Raw genomic sequence first — 25,671 nt, forward strand, 5'->3', positions numbered from 1 at the left:
TTATTCTATTTCTACTAGAACGGGACAATGATCACTATGGTATGCTTCAGGCAAAATAACTGCTCTTTTCATTCGATCCTTTAGTGGCTCAGCTACCAGATTATAATCAATTCTCCAACCCTTGTTGTTATTACGGGCATTCGCCCTGTAGCTCCACCAGGAATAGTTATGAGGCTCATCATTAAAATGCCTGAAAGAATCTATAAAACCGCTCTTCATAAAACCATCTATCCAGGCTCTTTCCTCTGGCAGAAATCCAGAAGTATTTTTTAAACGGACGGGATCGTGAATGTCTATAGCTTCGTGGCAAATATTATAATCTCCACAAATAATAAGGTTGGGAATTTCTTCTTTTAGCTCATCGATATAGATCTGAAAGTCATCCATAAATTTGAACTTATGCTCTAGCCTTTGAATATTAGTTCCAGAAGGCAGATACAGGCTCATTACTGAAAAGTCTTCAAAATCTGCACGGATGCTTCTCCCCTCGTGATCCATGTAATCTATATCGGTTCCGTATTTCACATCCTTAGGTTCGGTCTTGCTCAAGATAGCTACACCACTATAGCCTTTCTTGGTTGCCGGATACCAGTAATGATAAGGATAACCTGCTTTTTCGAATTCTGAAAGGTCCAATTGTTCAGGATGTGCTTTTATTTCCTGAAGACAGACCACATCCGGATTTGCCTGTTGTACCCAATCTAGAAAACCTTTACGGATCGCAGCTCTTATACCGTTAACATTATAGGATATTATGGTCATTTTAGTTCAATTTTGCTCAAAAATAAGGCAATAAGAACTAAATTCAAATGCAGGTTGAAAATTGTATAAGAATTGATATTACTTCACAATAAAACGCTGAACCTTACCAAAATCACGGGTACCTACCCTTAAAAGATAAACTCCCCGTGCGGCATAGGACATGTCCAGTTCATATACATAGGCGTCACCATCGTTTACGATCTGGTTTTCTATCATTTTTTGTCCAAGCACATTATGTACGGTAATTCTTAAAGGCTCGTCAAAACTGGTTTCCATGATCGCACGATACTGACTATTTCCGGAGGAAACAACTACCAGTTCTGCTTCATTAAGAATGAAATCTTCTGCATCCAGCGTACTATCTATAATATTCACCGAATAATCGTGAGTAGTTCCATAGGCCATTACGGAACAGGGATCGTTCAGATCTCCTGAAAAACTGGTGTCCCCGGCACGAATCCTTAACAAATGCTGACCAAGCTTTGCATCTTCCGGAAGGCTGAAATCATAAGAAAATTCGGTGTTCACTTCGGGAATCACCTCAGAGGTTATCAGCCTTTCTGAACTTTCAAAAACAGCATTATCATTAAGGTCTATCCACATAGAAAACCTCTCTACATCATCTTCGGCAAAATTGGTCTTTACGGTTACGGTGAACTCTCCTTGAGACCTGTCCAGGTCTGTAGAGCCTTCACTAAAATCTATATAACCGGTAGTACAGGGTATTCTTTCGTTTAAAAATTCTCCCAGTTCAAAATAGAAAATTCCGTCACCGGCCGTACAATCAGATCCATTAGGAATACAGTCCAGGTTGGAGATTGAGGTGGTTTCAGCATCGTTGGAAGGCTCAAAATCATCTTCAAGAATGGTTCTGGCTTCGATTGGATATCTTCCTGGATTAGCAAAATTTGCTGTTTGATCAAAAGTAAAAACTTCAAATTCCCCAACGCCAATAGCTCCTTCAAAGGTTTCTATGATCGGTGCATTATTGCCTACCTGGTAGCTTACTGGAATATCTTGCTGTGGCTCCCCACCAAAATTCTCAATGGTAACAGTTATCTGTTCACCTGCCGTTAGTTCCTCAGAAGTTACAGGTGAATCTATGGAAGTAACTCCAACATCTCTGGGAGGAAGATTTCTAACCTGAGCTTCTATAGCATCATTACTGTTATTAGAATCTATTTCCAGGTTAGTTGATAATGTAATGGTATAATTTTCTCCAATTTCAGAGAGATCGGCAGGTTCAGTAAAAGTAAAATTAGCAAAAGATTCCGGCTCCAGAATATCGGTAAATACCTCGGTAACCTCAGCCCCACCATTAATACTGTAACTTACCTCAAAATCTGATTGAGGATTTAGTCCAAAATTTCTTAATCGAACGGTGATTTGCTCGTTTGCGGTTAACGTCGAACTTTCCGGGCTTTCTAATGAAATAGCTCCAATATCGTTAGGTTCTGTAGCAGAAAAACTAAATACTCCTACTTTATTCACCCTGTCCTGGCCACGGAAAAATTCTCCATTATGCCAGAAGGTGATCCCGTCTACAGGGTCTATGCTAAGATGTGCATAATCACCGTACCTGCCTTCAGGCCTTGGCTGAGGACTTTCGCCTTCAACAATAGACTGTTCATCTATAGACATTATACCCAGAGGATCGTTACTAAAACGACCGGTATACCTGATGGAAGGAAAAACAGGTTCGCGTACATCGTCATTAACTACAGTAAACCCTAACCCAATATTACCTCTAATATCAATACCAATACTACCGCTAAACCTGTCGCTCGCATCAGGTGCGTAGGTGCCTTCCTGATAAACGGTCCAGGGTTGCCCATCTGCCTGCTGTCTTAATTCATACCAGCGTATTCCGGCATGCTTCCCGGCCGTAGGTTCCACATCTACCACAAAATTCATCACTACCGAATTGTGATCATCGAACCTGCGATATTGGGTCATATACATCATTGCACCCTGCAATGCATCGATATCCACACCTCCTCCTGGTTGAGGAAGGTTCTGAAAACTTCCCCCATCAAATGTCGCCGTAAATGGAGAAACGCCACTGGTGATCTCCTGGCTTTCAGCAATAGTGGAACTTGCCACCGCATCCCAATTGACATTAATGTGCCAAATCTTTAAGTGGTCCTGGTTAACTCCGGCCCATTCGTCATCTTGTAAGTAAATGATTGGTGCGTTACCCGGCGGAGGTAATTCAGCGCCAACAGAGCTAAATCCCGCCGGACTATAAAATCCATTATTTCTAATTCCTGGCAACGGAAAACCAAGTATCCTGACATCATCTTCCCCTTGAAGCATTTTATCTCTCTCCAGAACATATACTATTTCCTGGCCTTGCGGGGCTAATGCATCTTTATTGGTGGTGATATAATAACCGCCATTCCAGAGTGAGATCTTTGGATAATCTGGTAAAGATTCAAGATTGAATCTATAGGTATACCAACCGTCATTTACCGGGTCTGAACCCTGGGAAACAGCAAACAACAAAGCAGGAGGTGAAGATGAACCTTCGTTCACGCTGAATTGCATCAGGATAAACCTATCTGCCGGTTCATCATAGAATACAATGGGGTCACCATCGGTTTCATTCGTAAAAGTTCCGCCAATGCTGGCTAATGAAGACCCGGGCACCAAAACATTCCCGGCTTTATCCCAAATGGCAAATTCAGAATTCCAGGCATTGACGTAGTGATCTCTTCCTACAGCTCCGGTTGGATCTGATGGTGTTGCCCTGGTGATGGCACCGTCAAAGGTTAATTCAGGAGATTTTACCTGAATTTCTCCCATTTTAGTTTGTAATAAGGGATTTATCGTTTTAGGCAATCCTTTGCCAGGAACCACCCTGTTTATTCCTCGGTTTCTGGGATTATATAATTTAGGTTTCTTATCTGAAGGTATTAGCCGTGCTTTAGACAAAGCTATAGATTTCACCACATTGGCAGAGTCAATAAATGCCGGCCCGGTGACCTCATTAGTTTGTGCAATAGAATTAAGATGAAAAACAAAACTAAAAACGAATAGGACTAAGATTTTTTTCATCATTTTAGGATAAGCTTCAATAATTCCATAAAAATAGGAATTAAGATAATAACTAAAATAAAAAAGGCAATTAATAACTAATTGCCTTTTCAAAATCTAATATCTATTCAGATAAATCTAGATGAAATCTTTCATCCAGGTTTTAAAATCTGTTTCCTTCCTTACAATGCTTTCCAGTTCTTCTATTGGAACTCTTTTTTGCTCCATACTGTCACGGAATCTTACCGTAACCGAATTATCTTCAAGTGAATCGTGGTCTACAGTGATACAAAGAGGAGTTCCGGCAGCATCCTGTCTTCTATACCTTCTACCAATAGCATCCTTTTCATCATACTGCACCCTGAAGTCCCATTTAAGATCATCAACGATCTTCTGCGCAAGCTCTGGCAGACCATCTTTTTTAACTAAAGGAAGAATTGCTGCCTTGGTAGGTGCCAATACCGCAGGTAATTTAAGAACCGTCCTGGTATTGCCATCTTCAAGCTCCTCTTCTTTCAACGATGAGGAAAGTACAGCGAGGAACATCCGGTCTAAACCTATAGAAGTTTCTATCACGTAAGGCACATAGTTCTCTTTTAATTCAGGGTCATAAAAACGTAATTTCTTTCCAGAATGTTCTTCATGAGCTTTGAGGTCGAAATCTGTTCTGGAATGAATCCCCTCGAGTTCTTTGAATCCGAAAGGGAAATCAAATTCTATATCTGCCGCCGCATTAGCATAGTGCGCAAGTTTTTCATGATCGTGGAAGCGGTAATTTTCCTCTCCCAGTCCTAATGACTTGTGCCAGTTCAATCTGGTTTCTTTCCACTTTTCATACCATTCAAGCTCCTCGCCTGGACGAACAAAAAACTGCATTTCCATCTGTTCGAACTCACGCATTCTGAAAATAAACTGTCTCGCTACAATCTCGTTTCTGAAGGCCTTTCCAATTTGAGCAATCCCGAAAGGGATCTTCATTCTTCCAGTTTTCTGAACATTGAGGAAGTTTACGAATATACCCTGGGCAGTTTCCGGTCGCAGGTATAAATCTGTCGCAGAATCTGCTGAAGCTCCTAATTTAGTACCGAACATAAGGTTGAACTGTCTTACCTCGGTCCAGTTCTTAGATCCGGTCTCAGGATCTGCGATTTCCAATTCTTCAATAAGTGATTTTACATCAGCAAGATCTTCATTGGTTAGTGAACGAGCCAGGCGCTCCAGGATCTCCTTTCTTTCTCCCAGGTATCTTTTAACCCGGGGATTCGTCTCCCTGTACATTTCTTCATCGAAATCCTCACCAAACCTTTTTTTGGCTTTGGCAATCTCTTTTTCAGCCTTCTGAAGCAATTTTTCAGCGTGATCCTCTACCAGCACATCTGCACGATATCGCTTTTTAGAATCCTTGTTATCAATTAAAGGATCATTAAAAGCATCTACGTGTCCTGAAGCTTTCCAGGTTGTTGGGTGCATAAGGATGGCGGCATCTATCCCAACTATGTTCTGATGCAACTGGGTCATACTTCGCCACCAGTATTCTTTGATATTTTTCTTTAACTCCGCTCCATTTTGCCCGTAGTCGTAAACGGCGCTTAGTCCGTCATAGATCTCACTGGATGCAAAAATGTACCCATACTCTTTAGCATGGGAAATTACGTTCTTAAAAAGGTCTTCTTGTTTTGCCATGGCGCAAAAATAAAAAAACCGCCCTGAATTATATCCAAGGCGGTCTCTAATTTATTAATTAAGATTATCTAAGGTTGAAACTACCTGTACCTAGTAGTAAGGCATCATTATAAACATATACTTTATAATTCCCTTCCAGCAACCTGTCTTCGAGAGTTTTCGCAAGTATACAAACATCCAGCTCTTCATTTTCATAGAAAACACTTGAAGAAGCGCTATAAACCATGGTTCCGCCTTCATGCTGAACCACGATCTCGTCTCCCACGAGTTCGTTTTCGGGGTTGTATACCTGAACATACATATTCTTTTCACCAGCTTCGGCAAGATCATTTCCAGAAATGGTAAAACAAGTTCTTATCTGGTCTACCCTACGGTTGTTATCATTTTCAACCAGTTTACCGCTATTTCTAACGATCACTCCTTCTCCTGAAAGACTGGTGATCTTTAACCTGGATGCCTTATCAACTTTAGTAGCGAGACTCTGATTAGTGGTTTGTAGTGAATCTGAAAGCTTGGTTCTCTCCTGAAGTGCCACACTCGTACTATCTAAGGAGGTAGACAACATCTGGTTCTCGTTACTTAAACTGTCCACTACTCGGAATAAACGGTCTTTTTCAGCCTTTAAATTGCCAATTTCCCTTCTGTATCTGGAAATTAAAACCAGGTTTGCCTCATTATCTTTAACTGAATCTAACAATCTTGAAATTCGATCCCTTGCATTCACAAGGTCCTGGTCCATGATCTCATTCTCTTCAATGGCCTCGTCGTACTTAACGATAAGTTCATTGAGTTCATCCTCGATCACAGATTTTTCCTTCTGAAGGATCTCTTTATTTTCTTTTTCCTCATTATAGAATTTTATAGTATAAATGCTAAGTGCAACCAGGGCTACAGCAAGAATACCTGTTAAAATCTTTAATGCGGTATTGTTCTTTTTTTCTGTCATCATAAGTTTAATTTAGTTCGTAAATTTAGATGTTTAACCAAGTTAGGTACAAGCCATTAACAAATGTTTCACGATTTTGTAAATCTCCTATATCCCACCGTTTGTCACATTTGTGAGGCCGAATTGCTAAAGAACGAAAAATTTCTTTGCATCAATTGCCTGCACGACCTTCCGGTTACCAATTATCACCTTGATAACGACAACCCTGTTAAAAAAGTATTTTATGGCAGGGTAAAGATAGAAAATGCTGCTTCACTTTTACATTTTCGAAAAAAATCTGGTGTTCAGCAACTTATTCATGATCTGAAGTATAAAGGTCATAACAAAATAAGCAATTACCTAGGCCGCTGGTATGGAACAGAATTGTTACAGACCGATTGGAGCAAAAGTATAGACTTAGTCATACCAGTCCCACTTCACAGATCAAAATTGAAAAAGAGAGGTTTTAACCAGGTCGAGGGCTTCGGGAGGGAAATTGCAACTATGATCAATGCCGAATATGTAGATAATATCCTGATAAAGACAAATTCTACACAAACGCAAACTCTTAAAGACAGGATTTCGCGTTGGGGCCAGATCCAGGAAACCCTCGAGGTTCAGAAAATTGAAAAAGCATCTGGAAAACATATCTTACTGGTAGATGACCTGGTCACCACAGGAGCTACTCTTGAAGCTTGCTCGAATAAACTGCTTGAGATACCTGGAGTAAAGTTAAGTATAGCGACTATGGCAATTACCAATTAAGCTTTGCGTTGTAATTCAAAATAATTGTTTCTTTGCTAAAAGTTTCAGCTTTAGTTTATGAAAAAAAGGATACCGGGATTTGTAATCGTAATAGTCTTGCTTTTCACTATGGTGCAGTGCGCTAAAAAGGGAATGCCTGAGGGAGGCCCTATAGATGAGGAACCACCAAAGTTCATAAAGGCGAATCCGGAGAATTATTCCATCAACTTTGATAAAGACGAGATACGTATATATTTTGACGAATATATCAAGCTGGAAAAACCTCAGCAACAGATCATCGTTTCCCCTCCCATGGATCCCAAGCCCAATATCATGCCCCTTGGAACTGCCCGGAAAGATATTAAGATCGAGATCTTCGACACCCTGGAAGAAAATACTACTTATGCAATCAATTTCGGAAGGAGCATTGTAGACAATAATGAATCCAATCCTTACGATTATTTTAAATATGTATTCTCAACCGGAGATTATATAGATTCTCTGATGGTAAAAGGAACCGTGGAGGACGCGCAGCTAAAAGAAGTCTCATACCCGGTTTCGGTAATGTTATATGCCATGGATACTACCTATACAGATTCCATCGTATATAAGGAAACTCCCCGATATGTCACCTATTCTCAGGATAGTACTTATACTTTTTCCCTGGAGAATTTAAAGGCAGGAACTTATAAAATGGTGGGAATACTGGATAATAATGATAACTACCTCTACAATCCGAAAAAGGAGAAAATTGGTTTTATTGCCGGGAATGTTACTATACCTACTGATAGTACCTACGAAATAACCGTTTTCAAGGAAGAACTTGAATTTGAACCTAAGAGACCAACCCATTTCAAAGGAAATCAGATACTATTTGGCTATGAGGGCTCGCCAAACCTGGACAGTTTATCTTTAGATCTTCTTACTCCCAAGCCGGAAGGTTTTGCCTCAAGGCTGATAAAAGACGCTAAAACAGATAGCCTTTATTACTGGTACAATATTAAACCTGAATCTGACAGTCTTAGTTTTGAAATTGTAACTCCAACTACCAGAGACACTTTACTAGCCAGGCTTACTACCCTGGACAGGGATTCCCTTTTAGTTTCAGCCGAAACCGGTGGAATAAAGGAGAACTTTAAATTCAGAGCGAATACCCCGATCGTGGACTATGAAAAAGAGCTTATTTCTATAATGGACAGAGACTCTTCCGACGTAGAGTTTTATGCAGAATTCGATCCGCTCAAGAACGTCATCGAACTTGCATTTGAGAAAACACCTGAAAATAATTACCAGGTCACCGCTCTACCCGGTGCGATAACCGACCTGTTTGAGGAAACAAATGACACCCTGGTCCAGACTCTAAGAACAAAAGCCACTGCAGAATATGGAACCATTATTCTGAATGTTCAGAATATTGAATCCTATCCGGTAATCATCCAGTTAACTGACACTAATGGAGAGGTAATAGAAGAGCAGTATTCTGAAAGTGAAAGTAATTTCACATTCAGGTATCTTAATCCTGGAAAATTCCTAATCAGGGTGATCTCAGATCGTAATGGAAACAGAAAATGGGACACCGGTGATTACCTCAAAAAAAGGCAGCCAGAGCAAATCAAATATTTCCAGGACACCTTGGATATCCGTGCGAACTGGGACTGGAACGAGTCTATTCGTCTAGAAGATTAAACCTATCCCTGTCCTGGAGGAATTTTAGTTTATTCCTTATTTCATTCTGGGAACTTTTTTCCAGAATGATCTCGGCAGTGAATTCTTCTTCTCGATCCAGATCGGTTAAATTATTACCTAAGGTATCATACACTGCGGAATGCCCATTATATACATAACCATCCCCATCCTTTCCGGTGCGGTTAAGCCCTACGCAATAACTCATATTTTCTATGGCACGAGCTTTTAAAAGTGCGTCCCAGGCGTTCACTCTTTTCTCGGGCCAGTTAGCCACATATATAAGCAGGTCATAATCCTCGGTATTCCTGGCAAAAACCGGAAACCTCAGGTCGTAACATATTAAGGGACATATTTTCCAGCCTTTGTAATTCACAAGGAGCCGGTCTTTACCCGCAGTATAGGTTTCATCTTCCTTGGCCAGGGTAAAAGTATGCCTCTTATCGTATAATTTGTAGCTGCCATCTGGAAATACAAAGAATAACCGGTTATAGAAATTTGAACTTTCAGTGATTATAACACTCCCGGTTATAGCGGCCGACTTTCTCCTAGCCCATTTCTGCATCCACGCCAGAGTTTCACCTTCGGTTTCTTCGGCCAGTTCCTTAGCGTTCATACTAAATCCTGTAGTAAACATTTCTGGCAGAATAATAAGGTCTACTTCTTTGGATATCTTTTCAATTTCCGTTGAAAAAAGTTTCCGGTTTGCTTCAGCATCTTCCCAATTAAGGTTTGCCTGGATAAAGGCAATATTTAGTTTTTCGCTCATATCCAAAAATATCAATTTTGACCTGGCAATCCCAAATACATGTTAAATGATTGGACATAATCAAACGAATAAATAGTTTTAATCTGTAAAAATTGAAAAAGATTATGAGCATAGGAACATTTCTTCAGAAGGATTCATATATGTCTAACTCTAGCAGAAGCCTTATTTCCGGCTTTGTTGGCGGTCTTGCTGGTTCAGCGGTTAAAAGCCTTATAGAGCAATTCCTTCCGGTTAGAGAAGTAGATCAACGTTCAGCTCAGATCAAGATCGTAGATGATCTTTCTACCAAAATTACCGGAACTCCTATAAGTACCGAAAATGAAGCTCTAGCCGAGCAACTGGTGAATATCCCGGTTGGGGGTTCTTTAGGAGCTGCCTATGGTTATGGAAAAAAGGATCGCTTAGGTTTAAGACCAATGGATGGAGTAATCTTTGGCGCGACCACCTGGGCTTCTACCCATGAAACTTCGCTGCCAATTCTTGGTCTGGAACCCAAACCAACCGATGTCCCCATTAAAATGCAGCTAAATGAACTTTTTGCCCATATCGCCTTTGGGGTGACTACCGAGTTAGTAAGACATTATATGGAAAAACAGTTCCGGGAATAATTATTTTTCCAGCTGTTTCAGCATTCTTCGAATCCTGTCTTCAATTTTTTCTGAAGACAGTTTTTCCCTTAGCCTATCTGTAATTATTGGAAATGAAAAGGGTGTTGGTTTTTCGCATTTTCGCCAAACTATTTCCTGTTCCGCAATTCTTTCTAATGATATCCTTAATCGACCCTCTTCCAGCTGATGCTCGAAGGTCTCCCTGAAAGCCTGTTGATATAACAGATTATCTTCTTCGTAATCTCTAAAAACACTGAAGAGCAACTGCGAATTAGACTGCAGGTGTTTGCTTTTCACCAGTTTATTAGGATAGCCGGTAAAAACAAGACCTGTGATCACGGCAATATCACGAAATTTACGCCGGGCCATCTCGGTAGCATTCAAACTTTTATAAAGATCATCCATTAGAAAATCAGCTGAAAAAAGATCGTTATCAAGAACCTGCTGCATATCGATCTCCTGGTCTGAAAGCAATTCAAATCCATAATCATTAAAAGCTATTGAAAAACTTATAGGAGACAGCAAACTTATTCGGTAAGCCAGTAAACTACCTAAGGCTTCATGTACAAACCTACCTTCAAAAGGATAAAAAATAGCATGATATCCTTCTCTGGTCTTAAAAGTTTCGATTAGAAATTCTCCGCTTTTAGGTATGATGGATTCCTTTTTCTGTCTTTCGAATATTGGTTGTAATGCCTCTAATTCCCGGGTACTTTTTTCATGCTGTCCTGAAGTTGCTGCCAGATACATTTCTTCCCGTAGCAATTCGCTCATTTGCGCAGAAAAAGTCATTCTTCCTCCCATCCAGCTGGGAACTTTAGATGTTTTTTTAGTTGATTTTCTAACCAGAACTTGCATGTTCTTGATCCTCACCAGTTCCAGGTTTCTACCGGAAAAGGTAAAAACATCCCCGGGTTTAAGCTTGGATATAAAGAACTCTTCGATAGTTCCAATATAACCGCCCTTCATATATTTTACACTCAACGTGGCATCGCTAACGATGGTTCCAATCTGCAGCCTGTGTCGCATGGCTACTCCCCGGTTATTTATCTTGAACTTACCATCATCTTCGATCTCTACCTTCTTATACTCATCATATGCCTGTAAACTCTGGCTTCCCTTAGTGATAAAATTAAGGATCCACAACCATTCCTCTTCGGTGATTCCCTGGAAGCAAAATGTTGAAGCGATCTCAGGGAAAATATCCTTTGGATAGAATCCGTTAGATACCGCCAGGCTATTCAAATACTGAATTAACACATCGTAACTCATGAGATAGGGCACCCTGTCTTCTACAGCTTTTTTTTCTACTGCTTTTTGAAGCGCAGAAGCTTCAATTAATTCAATCGCATGAGTGGGCAGAAAATAGATAAGACTCACTTTCCCGGGTTGATGCCCACTTCTTCCGGCCCTTTGCAGGAACCTGGCCACACCCTTTGGGCCTCCAACCTGTATAATTGTTTCCACTGGAGCAAAATCAACTCCCAGGTCCAGGCTCGAAGTACAAACTACTGCCTTTAAACTCTCATTCCTTATCGCCTGTTCCACCCAAAGTCTTGTTTCCTTATTTATACTCCCGTGGTGCATGGCGACCTCACCGGCAAATTCAGGATATTTAGCCAGAAGTCTTTGAAACCAGATCTCACACTGGGACCGTGTGTTTGTGAATAATAGGGTTGTTCTGCTATTATTGATGATTGGAACTACTTCATCTAATAAGTGAAGTCCCAGATGTCCTCTCCATGGAAATTTTTCCATGGTTTCAGGAATGATCGACCTTACCTCAATTTTCTTTTTGAGGTTTGCCTTTATCAATACCGAATTTTTCATTGCTGATGAATCGGGTCCCAGAAGCACTTCTCTGGCCTGATTCAAATTCCCAATGGTAGCTGAAATTCCCCAAATGCGCAGATCTTTAGAAATTGACTTCAAACGTGACAGCCCAAGTTCTACCTGCACTCCTCGCTTGGTTCCTAATAACTCGTGCCATTCATCTACTACAATAGCCTGCAGATCTTTAAAAATTTTGTCATAATTTTTAGACGCCAACAGAAGATGAAGACTCTCCGGGGTGGTAATTAGCAAATCTGGCATAGATCTTTTCTGTGCTGCCCTTTCCTTTTGAGAAGTATCCCCTGTTCTTATGCCAACACTTAATTGAGTGCCCATACCTTCGGCAAACCTCGAGGCTGCCTGCTCGATCTCTACTGAAAGGGCCCTTAACGGTGTAATCCAGACCGCTTTTAAGCCCTTTTTATGTTTAGTCTTGAAATCAGGATTTTTTTTGATGTAATCCAGCACAATAGGAACCCACAACGCATAAGTTTTTCCGCTACCGGTAGGAGCATTTAAAAGTCCGTTCTTTTTTTGAAGATATGCCGTCCAGGTGTCTTTCTGAAACTTAAAAGGTTTCCAGTCATTTTCAGCAAACCAGTATTCAGCAAGATTCAAAAGTTGCGCTCTATTCAAGATTTAAAAGTTGAATTTTTAAAGACCTTCATTAACTAACGCTCTATTTTGAAGTTTTCCAGATTAATATCATCCATTCCCACGTTATCGAAAGGATATTCCAGTTGATCCTGAATATTATAAAGTGAAATAAGGGTGAACTGGGTTATAAAAATGATCAGGTAAACGATCCAGTCTGCTTCGCGAATTCCCAGGTTATAAATTATGGTTGGTGCGTAAACGATGGGAAAAAGATAAATGAAGATCTCACAATAGGCCATAAGACTTATTGGTGTTCTATGGGAATGTATCCCATGTAGATTTTCTATAGATTCATGCATATCCTTGGCATATTTAAAGACGCGGTCCTGAATTTTGTTGGGTACAAGATTGTCTTTTTCCAGTACAAATTTGTAAACCTCATGTGAAATCTCATCCAAAATTTTAATATCATTATTTTTTTTTGATAGATGTTCCAGGGTTTTCTCATTGATTTCAAGGAGGATATCTTCAGCCTCACGTTTTTTCTCTGGCGTTAGATCTTTACTACTTAATAAAAAATACCTTACGGTCTTTATTGAACTTACAAATCCACTTAAATGCTCCAGAGCCTTTTCCCTCCTTCTAAAAGAGCCTCTAATTGTAAAAACTAAAGGAAAAATAATGGCAATACTCAATAGAGTAAGGTCCACATTAAAGCTAATATCAAACTTTAAGGCCAGGAAAGTGATCGCAAAAGACAGTAATAAGGTTACGATCGTCCGATAATTAATTATGGAAAAATACTTTTTAATAACCTGATTTTTAATATTTTAGATAAATATATGCCATTATTATGGATAAGCGCGCTATCCTTATAATACTAATTTGCAGTTTTTACTTTTCCTACTCCTATTCCCAGGAATACAATAAAGATTTTTCCCAGAGACCCATCTCCGAATTATTTTCTGAGCAGGAGATAATGACTATATCACTACGGTACTCTAATAAAGATATTAAAAAAGAAACCAATGACTCTACTTTTATAAGTACCTATTTAAAATATAAGACAGGTAGCCCCGCTTGGGATTCTCTGGAAGTGAGATTAAGAAAGAGAGGGCAATTTCGTCTTAAAAATTGCTATTACGCACCCCTAAAGTTGAAGATCAAAAAGAAAAAATCTCTGGAAACCACCTTCCAGGGGCATAAGAATCTTAAGCTGGTCCTTCCCTGTCTTGCCCAACGGGATATGAACGATAATGTGATGAAAGAATACCTGGCTTACAAGTTATATGAGATCATTTCCCCTTATCACTTTAAAACAAGACTCGTAGAAATCAATTATGAAGAAGACCGCGGAAAGAAAATTAAACCTCATGAATTAAAAGGTTTCCTGGTTGAAGACGATAAACATGTAGCAGAGAGAATTGGAGGAAAAGTAATTCAGACCTTTATCCATCCGCTGAACCATGCGCCAAAGGAATCGGTCCGAAATGCTTTTTTCCAGTTTATGATAGGAAATACAGATTATTCAACAGCATACCTCCATAACTGTGAATTGATCTTAAGAGAAGGTGAGATCATTCCTGTTCCCTACGATTTTGATATGGCTGGAATGGTAAATACGAGTTACGCAACGGTTTCCCAAATCAATGATGAAAAACTTATAATAGAAGATGTAACCCAGCGGATGTACAGAGGTTTTAAAAGAAATCCAAATCTATTAAGAGAAGTAAGGCTGGAATTTATAGAAAACAAAACTGCGATTCTGGATGAAATCGAAGCTCATAAAGAATATTTTGAGAATAATGGCGAGTATGATAGTGTCTACGATTATATAGAAGGCTTTTTCGAAATTCTCACAAATGAGAAAAGATTTCAATCTGAAATTTTAGATATGGTTCGCACAAATTAGATCCTGAACTACGGAATTAGAGCCTTAAGATCTTCCAGGGTATTCGCTTCTTCTATCTTCTTATCGCTTCTCCACCTGAGAATTCTTGGAAATCTTGTAGCCACGCCGCTTTTATGTCTTTTAGACTCTGCAATTCCTTCAAAAGCGATCTCAAAAACATGATGTGGAGTTACACTTCTCACGGGTCCAAAACGTTCTAGCGTATTCTTTTTGATCCAGGCATCCAGTTGCCTGAATTCCTTATCTGTTAATCCGGAATATGCTTTGGCAAAGGTCACCAGTTCTTCTTTTTCATTGTCCCACAACCCGAAAGTATAATCTGTGAAGAGATTGCTTCTTCTCCCATGACCTCTCATGGCATAAGTAAGTACCGCATCTATAGTTAAAGGATCTACCTTCCACTTCCACCAGTCTCCTTTTTTTCGACCCACCAGGTAAGGAGAATCCAGCCTTTTCAGCATCAGCCCTTCAGATTTCACTTCCCTGGATTTTTCCCTTTCCATGGCAGCTTCATCCCAGTTCTTAAATTGAATAGTTTCAGACAAATGTAATGGGAGTTCTTCCGACTTTACCTCGTGATACAGCTTTTCCAGGACTTCCCTTCGTTTTCCAAAAGCCATGTCCCTGATATCCTCTCCGTTGCATTCCAGAATATCATAGGCTTTGAGGATCACCGGAGTTTTCTCCAGAAGCTTTTTTGTAACATTTTTGCGTCCAATCCTGGTTTGAAGATCTCGAAAAGTACCAATCTCTCCTTTCGGAAATGGCAGGATCTCCCCATCTATCACCGTCCCGTTTGGAATTGCTTCAAGCAAAGCTTCAAATTCGGGATATTTATCGGTTACCAGTTCTTCACCACGGCTCCAAACGAATAATTCATCATTTCTAATGATCACCTGCGATCTTATACCGTCCCACTTATGTTCGGCACTCCATTCGGAAACATCCCCCAGGTCTTTAGGTTCATCTTCTATAGCGTAGGCCAGGTAAAACGGGTATGGTTTAGAAAGAAAATCTTCTTCATTTTCTTCCAGAATTAACTTATTAAAAGTGATCTTCGATGGTTCCCAGTTCCCCATTAATTTATAGGCCAAAATATCTTCATCAATATCCGTAGCCCTTGATAGTGCCCGGGTCATTAATTTCTGACTAACCCCAATCCTGAAACTACCTGTAATTAATTTTGTAAAAACGAAACGTTCGTAATAATTCAAATTGAGCCAGTTGTCAAAGAGATATTCCTTTTTTTCCTCTTCAGATTTAGGTTTTAATTCCAGGATTTCCAGCAGGAACTGGTTCAGGCTTTTTTCTGTGGAATTATCTGAAGCCGGAATAATCAAAGCAATGGTTTCAGCCAGGTCTCCAACAATATGGTAGGATTCTTCGAATAGCCAGAGAGGTATTTTTGCAAGTTCTGATGCCCATTCACGCATTAAGGTAGTGTTCACAGGCCTGGGAGGTCTGCGATGACTAAGAATTGCAATGGTCCATACCTTGTCTTTTGGTGGAGCATTCCGGAAATATTCAGTCAGGGCCTCTACCTTTATGGTAGTCTTATTGGTGCTGTCCAGTGTTTTTATAAGATCTGCAAACCTCTTCATTCTGAATCTTTTTCCTTTTCTGCTTCCATTTGACCGGTTTCTCCTTCATATTGGGTTTCCTCAGTTCTTGCGTCGTATCCCTGTTCTCTTAAAAACCTTGAAAATATATCGGTATAACCATGGGTACAGATCACTTTTTCACAACCGGTTTCTTTAATCGAGGTGAGCAAGCCCTGCCAGTCACAATGATCGCTTAGCACAAAACCTTTATCTATAGCTCTACGCCTTCTGGCACCACGAAAGGTCATCCAGCCGCTGGCCGAAGCAGTAACATAAGGCACCATTTTTCTTATCCAGGTTGACCCGTGTGCACTCCCCGGAGCAAGTACGATATTGCCCTTTATTTCATCCTTTTTTGTTTCCCGGGTGATCCTTATGGTACTCGGGAAATCCATCTGATCTCGAAGAACTTCGGTCATATTCTCAATGGCTCCATGAGTGTAGATCTTCCCAATGGAAGTATCCAGATGTTTGAGTAACCGCTGAGCCTTACCTAGAGAATACCCAAATAATACTGAAGTTCTTCCATCCTCTTTATTTTGCTGCCACCAGTTATTTATATCCTGAAAAACCTTCTCCTGAGGTGTCCATTTGAATGCTGGAAGTCCAAAAGTACATTCTGTAATAAAGGTGTCGCATTTTACCGGTTCATAAGGAACAGCAACGCCATCATCCTCGGTCTTATAATCTCCTGTAAAAACCCATACTTCCCCTTGATGCTCAACCCTAATTTGTGAGGATCCAATAATATGCCCGGCTGGATGCATGGAAAATTTAACACCATTTACGGTAAAGCTCTCATTCCATTCCACCCCCGAAACTATAATGTCACCAAGTCTGTGTTTTATTATGGGGACATTGCTATGATGGGTGATATATTTTTTATGCCCCCACCTGGAATGGTCAGCATGGCCATGAGAAATAATGGCCTTATCTACCGGCTTCCACGGATCCAGATAGACATCTGCCGCTTCGCAATAGATTCCTTTATCATTAAATACCAGTAAGGGTGTTTTCATATTTTTTTTGAAGGAGATTCAATTTATAGATTTGATACCTCACGGAAAAAGGATTAAGAAAAGATTAGCGATTGATCAGAATTAATTTAGGTTTGCTTTGTTACTAAATAGCTGAGTGTTTGACTATATTTGTAGTATAAAACCAATATAAGAATGTCCTTTTCAGATTTATTTGGCTCGGGAGAGCACTTACGAAATCTTAGTCATTTCGCTTCTATCGTAAACCTTGCAGCGGTTGACGGAGAGATAAACGAGGATGAAGAAAATCTTCTAAAACGCTTTGCAAGAAAATTAGATATTAGTGAGGAAGAATACGCTAAGGTCCTGGAAAACCCAAAATCGTTTCCTCTTTCATCTTATAATAGTATTGAAAGAAGACTAGAACGTCTTCATGACCTCTTTAAAATAATCTTCGCCGATCATATCATTGATGACGAAGAGACCGAACTTATTAAAAAGTATGCCATAGGCCTTGGTTTCTCTAGCCAGGCTTCTGAAGGGATCATCAAAAGATCTATACAGATTTTTAGCGGGCAGTTAGGATTTGATGACTATCGCTATTTACTAGAAAAGGAGAACGACTGAGACTGACCACTTTTTTCAGCCCTTGCCATAAATTCTTCAGCCTTTTCAACCATTTTTTTGCTTCCGCAGAAAAAAGGTACACGCTGATGTAATTCAGTGGGCAGGATATCCATAATTCTTTGGAAACCATCGCTGGCCTTTCCACCCGCCTGTTCCGTTAAAAACGCCATGGGGTTACATTCATATAGTAATCTTAATTTACCACTGCTGTTTTTAGAACTTTTCGGATACATAAAAATTCCGCCCTTGATCATATTTCTATGAATATCTGAAACCATCGAGCCAATATATCTGGAAGTATATGGCCGATCACCTTCCTCTTCCTGGCAGTATTTTATATAATCTTTAACTCCCTGAGGAAAATGTATGTAATTACCTTCATTTATCGAATAGATCCTGCCATCCTCGGGAAATTTCATATCGGGATGTGAAAGATACCATGATCCCAGAGCCGGGTTAAGCGTAAAACCGTTCACCCCGAATCCCGTTGTATATACGAGCATAGTGGAAGTGCCATAAATGATGTAACCCGCAGCAACCTGTTTATTTCCTGGCTGAAGAAAATCTTCTTTCTGTACCGGGGTTCCCATAGGCGTAACTCGCTTATAGATTGAAAAAATCGTACCTACAGAAACGTTTACATCAATATTTGAACTTCCGTCCAAAGGATCCATCAAAACCACATATTTATTCTGGTTATCCCCCTTATGCCCTTTGATCTGGATAAAATCATCATTTTCCTCAGAAGCGATCCCACAAACGATCTCCCTGTTGGTTAGAGTCTGAATAAATTTATTATTAGCATAAACATCCAGCTTTTGCTGGTCTTCACCCTGAACATTGGTTTCTCCATAAGCCCCGATAATGTCCACAAGTCCTGCTTTATTCACCTCGTGATTCACAACCTTGGCCGCAAGCCTCAAAGAGTTGATCAATCTTGAAAGTTCTCCTGAAGATCCGGGAAAATGCGCTTGATTCTCGATAATAAATTCTCCCAGGGTTTGATTTGGCTTAGGCATGGACAAAGTTTATTTTTTTAGGTTGGCTAAAGTATTAAAATTTCGACTTACTACAACGTTTTCGCTTATAAAGTAAATCATTGTTTAGATTTGTGATTATAAATCAACTCTACCTGGTTAAAGGATGAACTGGATATTACTCATTATTGCGGGTTTCTTCGAAGTGGCCTTCGCCGCCTGCCTTGGAAAAGCTAAAAGTGCAACGGGTACGGAAGCTACTTTATGGTATCTTGGATTTATTATTTGTTTGGCGATTAGTATGGGTTTGCTGGTAAAGGTGACCAAAGTGCTTCCCATAGGCACGGCCTACGCAGTCTGGACCGGGATAGGTGCCGTGGGTACCGTACTCATAGGTATTCTGGTTTTTAAAGAACCAACAAGTTTCTGGAGAATGTTCTTCATTATCACTCTAATTGCTTCAATCGTTGGATTAAAATTCGTATCAAATTAAAAAATTCTAGAAACGCAATGAAAATATCTGTACGCAAAGCTAAGGAAGAAGACATGGGTGAGGTACTGAAACTCATAAATGAACTGGCTGTTTTTGAAAAGGAACCAGATGCAGTGATCATCGATGAGAATGACCTCATCAGGGACGGATTCGGAAAAAACCCGTCATTCCAGTGCTTTGTTGGGGAAGCTGAAGGAAAAATCGAAGGAATGGCCCTGGTATATTTCAGGTATTCTACCTGGAAAGGAAAGACCGTACACCTGGAAGATCTTATTGTTAGGGAGAAATTCAGAGGAAAAGGAATTGGATCTGCCCTTTATACCGAAGTGATCAAATATGCGTTCGACGAGAATGTAAAACGTGTAGAATGGGTGGTACTTAACTGGAATAAAGATGCTGCAGATTTCTACCGTAGAAGTGGTGCAGAGGTTATGGAGGTCTGGGATACGGTGCAAATGGATGAAGCAGCCATGGAAAGTTACCTTAAAGGCAAAGGCATCCTTTAAGAACATATTAATAGCCTTATAGAAAGCAATCCGTATTTTTGTTAAAAATCTGAATTATGGAATATACTATCCGAGAAGCCAAAAGAGAAGATATGAACGATGTTCTCGTTCTCATCAAAGAACTGGCAGAACACGAAAACCACCTGGAAGATGTTGAAGTTACCGTAGAGGACCTTGAACATGAAGGTTTCGACAATGGAAATTTCAAATGCTTTGTAGCCGATGTTGATGGAAAGATTGAAGGAATGGCATTGGTATATTTCAGATTCTCAACCTGGAAAGGAAGAACAGTTCACTTGGAAGATCTAATTGTTCGTGAAAGCATGCGCGGAACAGGGTTGGGAGGCGCTCTTTACCAACAAGTGGTAAAATATGGCCACGAACATGGCGTTAAGCGTATAGAATGGGTAGTTTCAGAAGGCAATAGAAATGCCATTGAATTCTATGAAAATACCGGAGCTCAAATAAAAGAAAGCTGGAAGACCGTGCACATGGAAGAAAGCGGTATTCAAAAAAATGTAAAGAAATAGTGATAAAAGTTTATAAGTTCGGGGGTGCCTCTGTAAAAGATGCCGAAGGCGTAAAAAATCTTATTAAAGTACTTAACGAAACCGGAAGCGAGAACAAGCTTATCGTAGTTTCAGCCATGGGAAAAACCACTAACGCGCTGGAAATTGTTGTAAAAGACTATCTGAAATATTCGAACATTCCAGAAAGCCTTGAGGAAGTAAAGGATTACCACCAGGCCATTATTGAGGAGCTTTTCGAAAGTAGGGATTTACCTGTTTATAGCAAAATACAAAACCTTTTTACCGAACTTGAAAATTTTCTGGAGCATAATAAATCCAATCAGTACGACTTTGTGTACGATCAGATCGTATGTTACGGAGAACTTATTTCTACAACCATTGTAAGCGAATACCTTAATTCCAAGGATTTGGATTCGAATTGGCTGGATGCTAGAGACCTGATTAAAACTGACAGCACTTATCGTGATGCCCAGGTGAACTGGACCAAAACAATAGACTTCATTCAGGACAACATAAATCCTGGAAAGCTTAATATCACCCAGGGTTTTATCGCCTCAGATCCTAATAATTTCACCACCACTCTAGGTCGTGAAGGTTCAGATTATTCTGCAGCTATCTTTGCTTATTGCATGAATGCTGAAAGCTTAACCATTTGGAAGGATGTTCCAGGTGTATTAAATGCCGATCCAAGGTATTTTAGCAATGCAGAATTACTGAATAAGATATCGTATGAAGAGGCCATCGAACTCGCTTTTTATGGGGCTTCAGTAATCCACCCTAAAACGCTTCAGCCTTTACAGAGAAAGGAAATACCCCTTTATGTTCGATCATTTCTAAATCCAAAAGGAGAAGGAACTGCGGTAAGTAAGGGAAAAACGATATTCCCGGAAATACCTTGCTTTATTGTCAAAAAAGATCAGGTTTTGATCTCACTTTCCTCACTGGATTTCTCATTTATGGTGGAAGAAAATATCTCGGAAATTTTCAAACTTTTTCACCATTACCAGATGAAGGTAGACCTAATTCAGAATTCTGCAATTAGCTTCAGAGTATGTGTTGATAATAAGTTCAACCAGCTTGAAAAGCTTATTCAGCATTTAAAAGCCAGGTTCAAAGTAGACTATAAAACCGGAGTTTCTCTCTACACGATAAGGCACTTCAATGAACAGGCCATTAATAGCCTTGAGAAGGACAAAAATGTCCTTTTAAAACAGCTTACCCAAAACACAGTTCAGCTAGTAGCTGAAAACTAATTTTTGATTTCTTATTTTTGATTGAACCAAACCAATCAAAAATGGGAATTGTAAGTGCCAAAGAAGTCGCCAAGGTAATGAACCTTCGCAAACTCGGATTTTTGGGAACGGGAATTGGTTGGCTTATTTTAAAGACCACAAAATTATCCAGGATCAATAATGAATATGACCAGAGAAAAGATCTTGAAGGCACCGATTTTATCGAATCTATCCTGAAAGAATTCGAGATCGACTATGAAATTCCCGAAAAGGACCTTAAACGAATTCCGAATGATGGCCCTTTTATCACGATTTCCAACCATCCACTGGGAGGTATAGACGGAATGATCCTTATGAAGACCGTACTTGAAAAAAGAGCAGATTATAAGGTGATAGCCAATTTTCTTCTACACCGTCTCGAACCTTTAAAACCATATATTTTACCGGTAAATCCTTTTGAAGATCATAAGGAGGCAAAATCCAGCCTAAGCGGCATGAAAAATGCCATGAAACACCTTAAAGAAGGTAAGGCTTTAGGAATCTTCCCGGCAGGAGAAGTATCTACTTACAGGGACAAAAAGATGATCGTAGACCGCCCCTGGGAACCGTCGGCTATGAAACTTATCCAAAAATCCAAGGTTCCGGTAGTTCCTATTTATTTTCATGCGAAAAATAGCCTGTTTTTCTATCGACTGGCTTCATTTAGCGATGTTTTAAGAACTGCCAAGCTGCCTAGTGAAATGCTCACTCAAAGAAAGCGAAAGATAAAAGTAAGGGTGGGACATCCAATATCTGTTGAAGACCAGCAGGAACACTCTAATCTGGAAGCATACACAGCTTTCCTTCGCCGTAAAACCTATATGCTGGCCAACGTATTTGAAAAGAAGAAGCTTTTAGGAAACCTGCCAAAAAAGATCAAGATTCCAAGATCCCCGAAAGAAATAGCAGAGGAAACCAATGCTGAATTAATGAAGTTAGAAATAGAAAATTGTCGGAAAATGGACAAGAGACTACTTCAAAGCAAGAATTATGAGGTTTTCCTGGCAAAAAGAGAGGTTATCCCCAATATTCTGAATGAGATTGGCAGATTAAGGGAGATCACCTTCCGCGAGGTTGGAGAAGGAACAAATAACAGTACAGATCTCGACAGTTTTGACGAATATTACCACCACCTCTTTCTTTGGGATAAGGATGCAGAAAAAATAGCCGGAGCTTACCGAATGGGAATGGGTAGCGAGATCTTTGCTAATCACGGAATCGATGGTTTTTACCTACAGGATTTGTTCAGGTTTGAACCCGAATTGTATAAAATGATGAGTCAGTCCATTGAAATGGGAAGAGCCTTCATTATAAAAGACTACCAGCAGAAGCCAATGCCGCTGTTCCTTCTATGGAAAGGAATTGTTCACTGTACTCTGAGGTTTCCAGAGCATAAATACCTGATTGGAGGGGTGACCATTAGTGATAAGTTCAGTAATTTTTCAAAGTCATTGATGATCGAATTCATGAAATCGAATTATTACGATCCTTATGTGGCTCAATATGTAAGGCCAAAAAAGGAATTTAAGGTAAAACTGGAAGATGCAGACAAAGACCTGGTTTTTGATGAAAGTGAAGCCGATCTAAATAAATTCGACAAGATCATAGACGAACTTGAAACTGAAAACCTGCGTCTGCCTGTACTCATCAAAAAATACATCAAACAGAATGCGAAAGTAGTGGCGTTCAATGTAGATCCTTTATTCAATGATGCTGTGGACGGCCTCATGTACATTAGAATTGCCGATCTTCCTGAAAGTACGGTAAAACCGGTTATGGAAGAATTTCAGAAAGAACTGGAAGAAAGAGCCGCCGCGAACGGGAAATAAAAATTTCATTGTTAAGATACTGTTATTACTCGGTTCATTCTGGGCAATCTTTGCATTCCTCCTTATCTTGTTAAAAGTTGAAAATTAGAATAAATACTATGGAAAATATATTGATCGCCGGGGCTACCGGACACACAGGAAAAAGAGTTATTGAGATCCTGAACAATTCAGAAAGCTTTAATCCTCTGGCTTTAATCAGAAAAGAAGAGCAAAGACAGCAATTTGAAGATATGGAGGTTGAAGCTATAATTGGAGACCTGGAAGGTGATGTAAGCCATACCATGAAAGGGATCGACAAAGTGATCTTCGCAGCAGGATCTGGAAGCAGCACCGGAAAAGACAAAACCGATGCGGTAGATAGAGAAGGTGCCAAGAAATTAATTGATGCCGCTAAAAAAGCCAAAGTCAAGAAATTTGTGATGCTAAGTTCCATGGGTGCAGATGACCCTTCTAAAAATGAAGATCTTAAGCATTACCTGGAAGCTAAAAAAGAGGCAGACGAATATCTTATGGAAAGCGGACTAAACTATACAATAGTTCGTCCTGGTGCCTTAACCGATGACCTGGGGCTGGCCAAAGTAAAAGTAGCTAAAGGTTCATTGAACGAAAGAGGAGAGATCTCCAGGGATGATGTTGCCTTTATCCTGGTAATGTCACTGGCAGATCCACTAGTTAAAAATGTGACTTTTGAAGCTATTGAAGGTGAAGAGTCGATTAAGTCTGCCCTTATAGAAATCAGCGGACTTGGATAAATTAAGCCAGAACAAATTAAAAAAGCCAGGCATTTTGCCTGGCTTTTTTGTTTCCGGTTGTCAAGCTGAACTTGATTCAACATCTAATTATAAGATCCTGAAACAAGTTCAGCTTGACACCAATTATTTTTCTTCCTTTTGATCTAGAAAAACCTTGTCTACCGGTTCCCAAAGTTCGATCTTATTACCTTCAGGATCCATGATCCAGCCGAATTTTCCATAATCATAGGTTTCCATTTCTCCCACAACCTGTACTCCTTCTTCTTTTAAGGTTTTCAGTAATTCTTCAAGATTTTCTACCCTGAAGTTCATCATGAATTGCTTTTCTGAAGGTTTATAATAATCGGTATCCTCACTCATCGGGCTCCATTGAGTAGAGCAGTCATTTCCTTCTTTATCCTTCCACCAAAAGGTACAGCCATATTGATCTGTATTCAAACCAAGATGTTCATTGTACCATCTTTTTACATTATCAGGATCTTGTGCTTTGAAGAAAAATCCGCCTAAACCTGTAACCCGTTTTTTCATGATCTTTATTTTTTATCGCCCTCACCAAATTCAGCAATGATCTTATCTGCGATCACTGTGGCCAGGCCTTCGTGAGATTCTTTTGTCCATCCAGCTACATGCGGACTCAATAAGGTGTGAGGCATGAACATCAATTCCCTTAATGCTTCCGGAATAGGATCTGCAGCACTTATAGAAACGTTCTTTTTATTGCCGAAAAGACTTTCAAAAGATGATTTTTCATATTCCAGCACATCCAATCCTGCACCAAGTACTTTCTCTTCCTTTAAAGCTTCTACCAGGTCTGCAGTAACTACGCTTTTTCCCCTGGCTGTATTGATGAACCAAAACGGCTTTTTGAATTTACTTATAAATTGCTTGTTTACCATCTGGTTGGTTCGCTCGGTTAGTGGGGTATGCAGACTTACCACATCTGCCTTTTCAAAGAATTCATCATAATCTACCTGGCGGGCATTATCATCACCAATCCCACCTTTAATATCATAGAAAATAGTGTCTACCTCAAAACCCCTTAGTTTTTTGGCAAATGCCTTTCCCATATTACCATAACCTATGATCCCAACGGTTTTCCCGTCCAGTTCCACACCACGGTTTTCTTCACGATGCCATAAACCTTCACGCACTTCCCTATCTGCCTTGTTGAGTCGGTTGAAAAGGGATAACAGCATTCCTAAAGCATGTTCTCCTACCGCGTTCATATTTCCCTCAGGAGCAGAAAATAGTTTAATACCATGTGCTTCGGCATATTCAACATCTATGCTTTCCAGACCTGCGCCAACACGGGCGATAAATTTTAAATTTGGGGCAGCATCAATAAACTCACGGTCTATCTTATAGCGGCTTCGAATCACGATGCCATCATATAAATGCTGATTTTGCAGGGTTTCTTCTCTTGATTGTTCGTAACCTTCAATATTATGGTGTCCTGCCTCTTCCAGTTTTTTCATCAGACTTGGATGATTGGTATCGGCATGAAGAATAATCATTTTTCTCTCTTTTTCAGATTAATATAAAAATAGTTAATTCCG

23 protein-coding genes are annotated in these 25,671 nt (G+C 39.9%); 11 read left to right on the forward strand and 12 right to left on the reverse strand.

The window, feature by feature from the left end; genetic code table 11:
- The 4 genes from ML462_RS03360 to ML462_RS03375 form a co-directional block, all read right to left on the reverse strand.
- On the reverse strand, nucleotides 1–762 hold the full coding sequence (locus ML462_RS03360; RefSeq protein ID WP_240712312.1) for an exodeoxyribonuclease III: 762 nt from the start codon (nucleotides 760–762) through the stop codon (nucleotides 1–3).
- Nucleotides 763–840: 78 nt separating this feature from the next.
- Nucleotides 841–3,822: a T9SS type A sorting domain-containing protein gene (locus tag ML462_RS03365; RefSeq protein ID WP_240712313.1), complete on the reverse strand. Its 2,982-nt coding sequence runs from the start codon at nucleotides 3,820–3,822 to the stop codon at nucleotides 841–843.
- A 114-nt stretch (nucleotides 3,823–3,936) separates the two neighbouring features.
- Complete coding sequence (locus tag ML462_RS03370) at nucleotides 3,937–5,481, reverse strand: glycine--tRNA ligase (RefSeq protein ID WP_240712314.1); 1,545 nt, start codon at nucleotides 5,479–5,481, stop codon at nucleotides 3,937–3,939.
- Between the two features lie 64 nt (nucleotides 5,482–5,545).
- Nucleotides 5,546–6,430 (reverse strand): hypothetical protein, encoded by an 885-nt coding sequence (locus ML462_RS03375; RefSeq protein ID WP_240712315.1) that lies wholly within the window; start codon nucleotides 6,428–6,430, stop codon nucleotides 5,546–5,548.
- Between the two features lie 60 nt (nucleotides 6,431–6,490).
- Between ML462_RS03375 and ML462_RS03380 the strand changes: the two genes are divergently transcribed.
- Both ML462_RS03380 and ML462_RS03385 read left to right on the forward strand, forming a co-directional pair.
- Nucleotides 6,491–7,171: a ComF family protein gene (locus ML462_RS03380; RefSeq protein WP_240712316.1), complete on the forward strand. Its 681-nt coding sequence runs from the start codon at nucleotides 6,491–6,493 to the stop codon at nucleotides 7,169–7,171.
- 57 nt (nucleotides 7,172–7,228) lie between these two features.
- Nucleotides 7,229–8,836, forward strand: a complete 1,608-nt coding sequence (locus ML462_RS03385) for an Ig-like domain-containing domain (RefSeq protein ID WP_240712317.1) — start codon at nucleotides 7,229–7,231, stop codon at nucleotides 8,834–8,836.
- On the opposite strand, the gene ML462_RS03390 is transcribed toward ML462_RS03385, so the two are convergent.
- Nucleotides 8,817–9,602: an amidohydrolase gene (locus ML462_RS03390; protein WP_240712318.1), complete on the reverse strand. Its 786-nt coding sequence runs from the start codon at nucleotides 9,600–9,602 to the stop codon at nucleotides 8,817–8,819. The genes ML462_RS03385 and ML462_RS03390 overlap by 20 nt on opposite strands.
- A 104-nt stretch (nucleotides 9,603–9,706) precedes the next feature.
- On the opposite strand from ML462_RS03390, the gene ML462_RS03395 reads away from it, so the two are divergent.
- Nucleotides 9,707–10,210 (forward strand): DUF1440 domain-containing protein, encoded by a 504-nt coding sequence (locus tag ML462_RS03395; RefSeq protein ID WP_240712319.1) that lies wholly within the window; start codon nucleotides 9,707–9,709, stop codon nucleotides 10,208–10,210.
- Here ML462_RS03395 and ML462_RS03400 read toward each other — a convergent pair whose 3' ends face one another.
- Both ML462_RS03400 and ML462_RS03405 read right to left on the reverse strand, forming a co-directional pair.
- The gene (locus ML462_RS03400; RefSeq protein WP_240712320.1) at nucleotides 10,211–12,679 is read right to left on the reverse strand and encodes a ligase-associated DNA damage response DEXH box helicase; all 2,469 of its coding nucleotides are present in this window, start codon (nucleotides 12,677–12,679) and stop codon (nucleotides 10,211–10,213) included.
- 35 nt (nucleotides 12,680–12,714) lie between these two features.
- Complete coding sequence (locus tag ML462_RS03405; RefSeq protein ID WP_240712321.1) at nucleotides 12,715–13,350, reverse strand: bestrophin family ion channel; 636 nt, start codon at nucleotides 13,348–13,350, stop codon at nucleotides 12,715–12,717.
- A gap of 143 nt (nucleotides 13,351–13,493) precedes the next feature.
- On the opposite strand from ML462_RS03405, the gene ML462_RS03410 reads away from it, so the two are divergent.
- Complete coding sequence (locus tag ML462_RS03410) at nucleotides 13,494–14,552, forward strand: HipA domain-containing protein (protein WP_240712322.1); 1,059 nt, start codon at nucleotides 13,494–13,496, stop codon at nucleotides 14,550–14,552.
- Nucleotides 14,553–14,560: 8 nt separating this feature from the next.
- Here ML462_RS03410 and ML462_RS03415 read toward each other — a convergent pair whose 3' ends face one another.
- Together ML462_RS03415 and ML462_RS03420 are read right to left on the reverse strand one after the other, a co-directional pair.
- Nucleotides 14,561–16,153 (reverse strand): ATP-dependent DNA ligase, encoded by a 1,593-nt coding sequence (locus ML462_RS03415; RefSeq protein ID WP_240712323.1) that lies wholly within the window; start codon nucleotides 16,151–16,153, stop codon nucleotides 14,561–14,563.
- The gene (locus tag ML462_RS03420; RefSeq protein WP_240712324.1) at nucleotides 16,150–17,172 is read right to left on the reverse strand and encodes a ligase-associated DNA damage response exonuclease; all 1,023 of its coding nucleotides are present in this window, start codon (nucleotides 17,170–17,172) and stop codon (nucleotides 16,150–16,152) included. The genes ML462_RS03415 and ML462_RS03420 overlap by 4 nt, the downstream gene beginning before the upstream one ends.
- A 153-nt stretch (nucleotides 17,173–17,325) precedes the next feature.
- On the opposite strand from ML462_RS03420, the gene ML462_RS03425 reads away from it, so the two are divergent.
- Entirely contained in the window at nucleotides 17,326–17,757 is a 432-nt protein-coding gene (locus tag ML462_RS03425; RefSeq protein ID WP_240712325.1) for a tellurite resistance TerB family protein, read from the forward strand.
- On the opposite strand, the gene fbp is transcribed toward ML462_RS03425, so the two are convergent.
- The gene (gene fbp / locus ML462_RS03430; RefSeq protein ID WP_240712326.1) at nucleotides 17,730–18,776 is read right to left on the reverse strand and encodes a class 1 fructose-bisphosphatase; all 1,047 of its coding nucleotides are present in this window, start codon (nucleotides 18,774–18,776) and stop codon (nucleotides 17,730–17,732) included. The genes ML462_RS03425 and fbp overlap by 28 nt on opposite strands.
- Before the next feature lie 124 nt (nucleotides 18,777–18,900).
- Between fbp and ML462_RS03435 the strand changes: the two genes are divergently transcribed.
- The 6 genes from ML462_RS03435 to ML462_RS03460 all read left to right on the forward strand — a co-directional run bounded on the left by ML462_RS03435 (nucleotide 18,901) and on the right by ML462_RS03460 (nucleotide 24,115).
- On the forward strand, nucleotides 18,901–19,227 hold the full coding sequence (locus ML462_RS03435) for a DMT family transporter (RefSeq protein WP_240712327.1): 327 nt from the start codon (nucleotides 18,901–18,903) through the stop codon (nucleotides 19,225–19,227).
- A 17-nt stretch (nucleotides 19,228–19,244) separates the two neighbouring features.
- Nucleotides 19,245–19,733, forward strand: coding sequence for a GNAT family N-acetyltransferase (locus ML462_RS03440; RefSeq protein WP_240712328.1), 489 nt, complete (start codon nucleotides 19,245–19,247; stop codon nucleotides 19,731–19,733).
- Nucleotides 19,734–19,789: 56 nt separating this feature from the next.
- Nucleotides 19,790–20,263 carry a GNAT family N-acetyltransferase gene (locus ML462_RS03445; protein ID WP_240712329.1) on the forward strand — a complete coding sequence of 158 codons (474 nt, stop codon included), beginning with the start codon at nucleotides 19,790–19,792 and terminating at the stop codon, nucleotides 20,261–20,263.
- Nucleotides 20,264–20,265: 2 nt separating this feature from the next.
- The gene (locus ML462_RS03450) at nucleotides 20,266–21,516 is read left to right on the forward strand and encodes an aspartate kinase (protein ID WP_240712920.1); all 1,251 of its coding nucleotides are present in this window, start codon (nucleotides 20,266–20,268) and stop codon (nucleotides 21,514–21,516) included.
- A gap of 41 nt (nucleotides 21,517–21,557) precedes the next feature.
- On the forward strand, nucleotides 21,558–23,363 hold the full coding sequence (locus tag ML462_RS03455) for a GNAT family N-acyltransferase (RefSeq protein WP_240712330.1): 1,806 nt from the start codon (nucleotides 21,558–21,560) through the stop codon (nucleotides 23,361–23,363).
- A 98-nt stretch (nucleotides 23,364–23,461) separates the two neighbouring features.
- The gene (locus ML462_RS03460) at nucleotides 23,462–24,115 is read left to right on the forward strand and encodes an SDR family oxidoreductase (protein ID WP_240712331.1); all 654 of its coding nucleotides are present in this window, start codon (nucleotides 23,462–23,464) and stop codon (nucleotides 24,113–24,115) included.
- A 123-nt stretch (nucleotides 24,116–24,238) separates the two neighbouring features.
- Here ML462_RS03460 and ML462_RS03465 read toward each other — a convergent pair whose 3' ends face one another.
- The gene (locus tag ML462_RS03465) at nucleotides 24,239–24,643 is read right to left on the reverse strand and encodes a VOC family protein (RefSeq protein ID WP_240712332.1); all 405 of its coding nucleotides are present in this window, start codon (nucleotides 24,641–24,643) and stop codon (nucleotides 24,239–24,241) included.
- Nucleotides 24,644–24,648: 5 nt separating this feature from the next.
- Nucleotides 24,649–25,629, reverse strand: coding sequence for a 2-hydroxyacid dehydrogenase (locus tag ML462_RS03470; RefSeq protein WP_240712333.1), 981 nt, complete (start codon nucleotides 25,627–25,629; stop codon nucleotides 24,649–24,651).
- Between the last annotated feature and the right edge of the window lie 42 nt (nucleotides 25,630–25,671).

It is taken from the genome of Christiangramia lutea (genome assembly GCF_022489035.1).
Taxonomy (GTDB): Bacteria; Bacteroidota; Bacteroidia; order Flavobacteriales; family Flavobacteriaceae; genus Christiangramia; species Christiangramia lutea.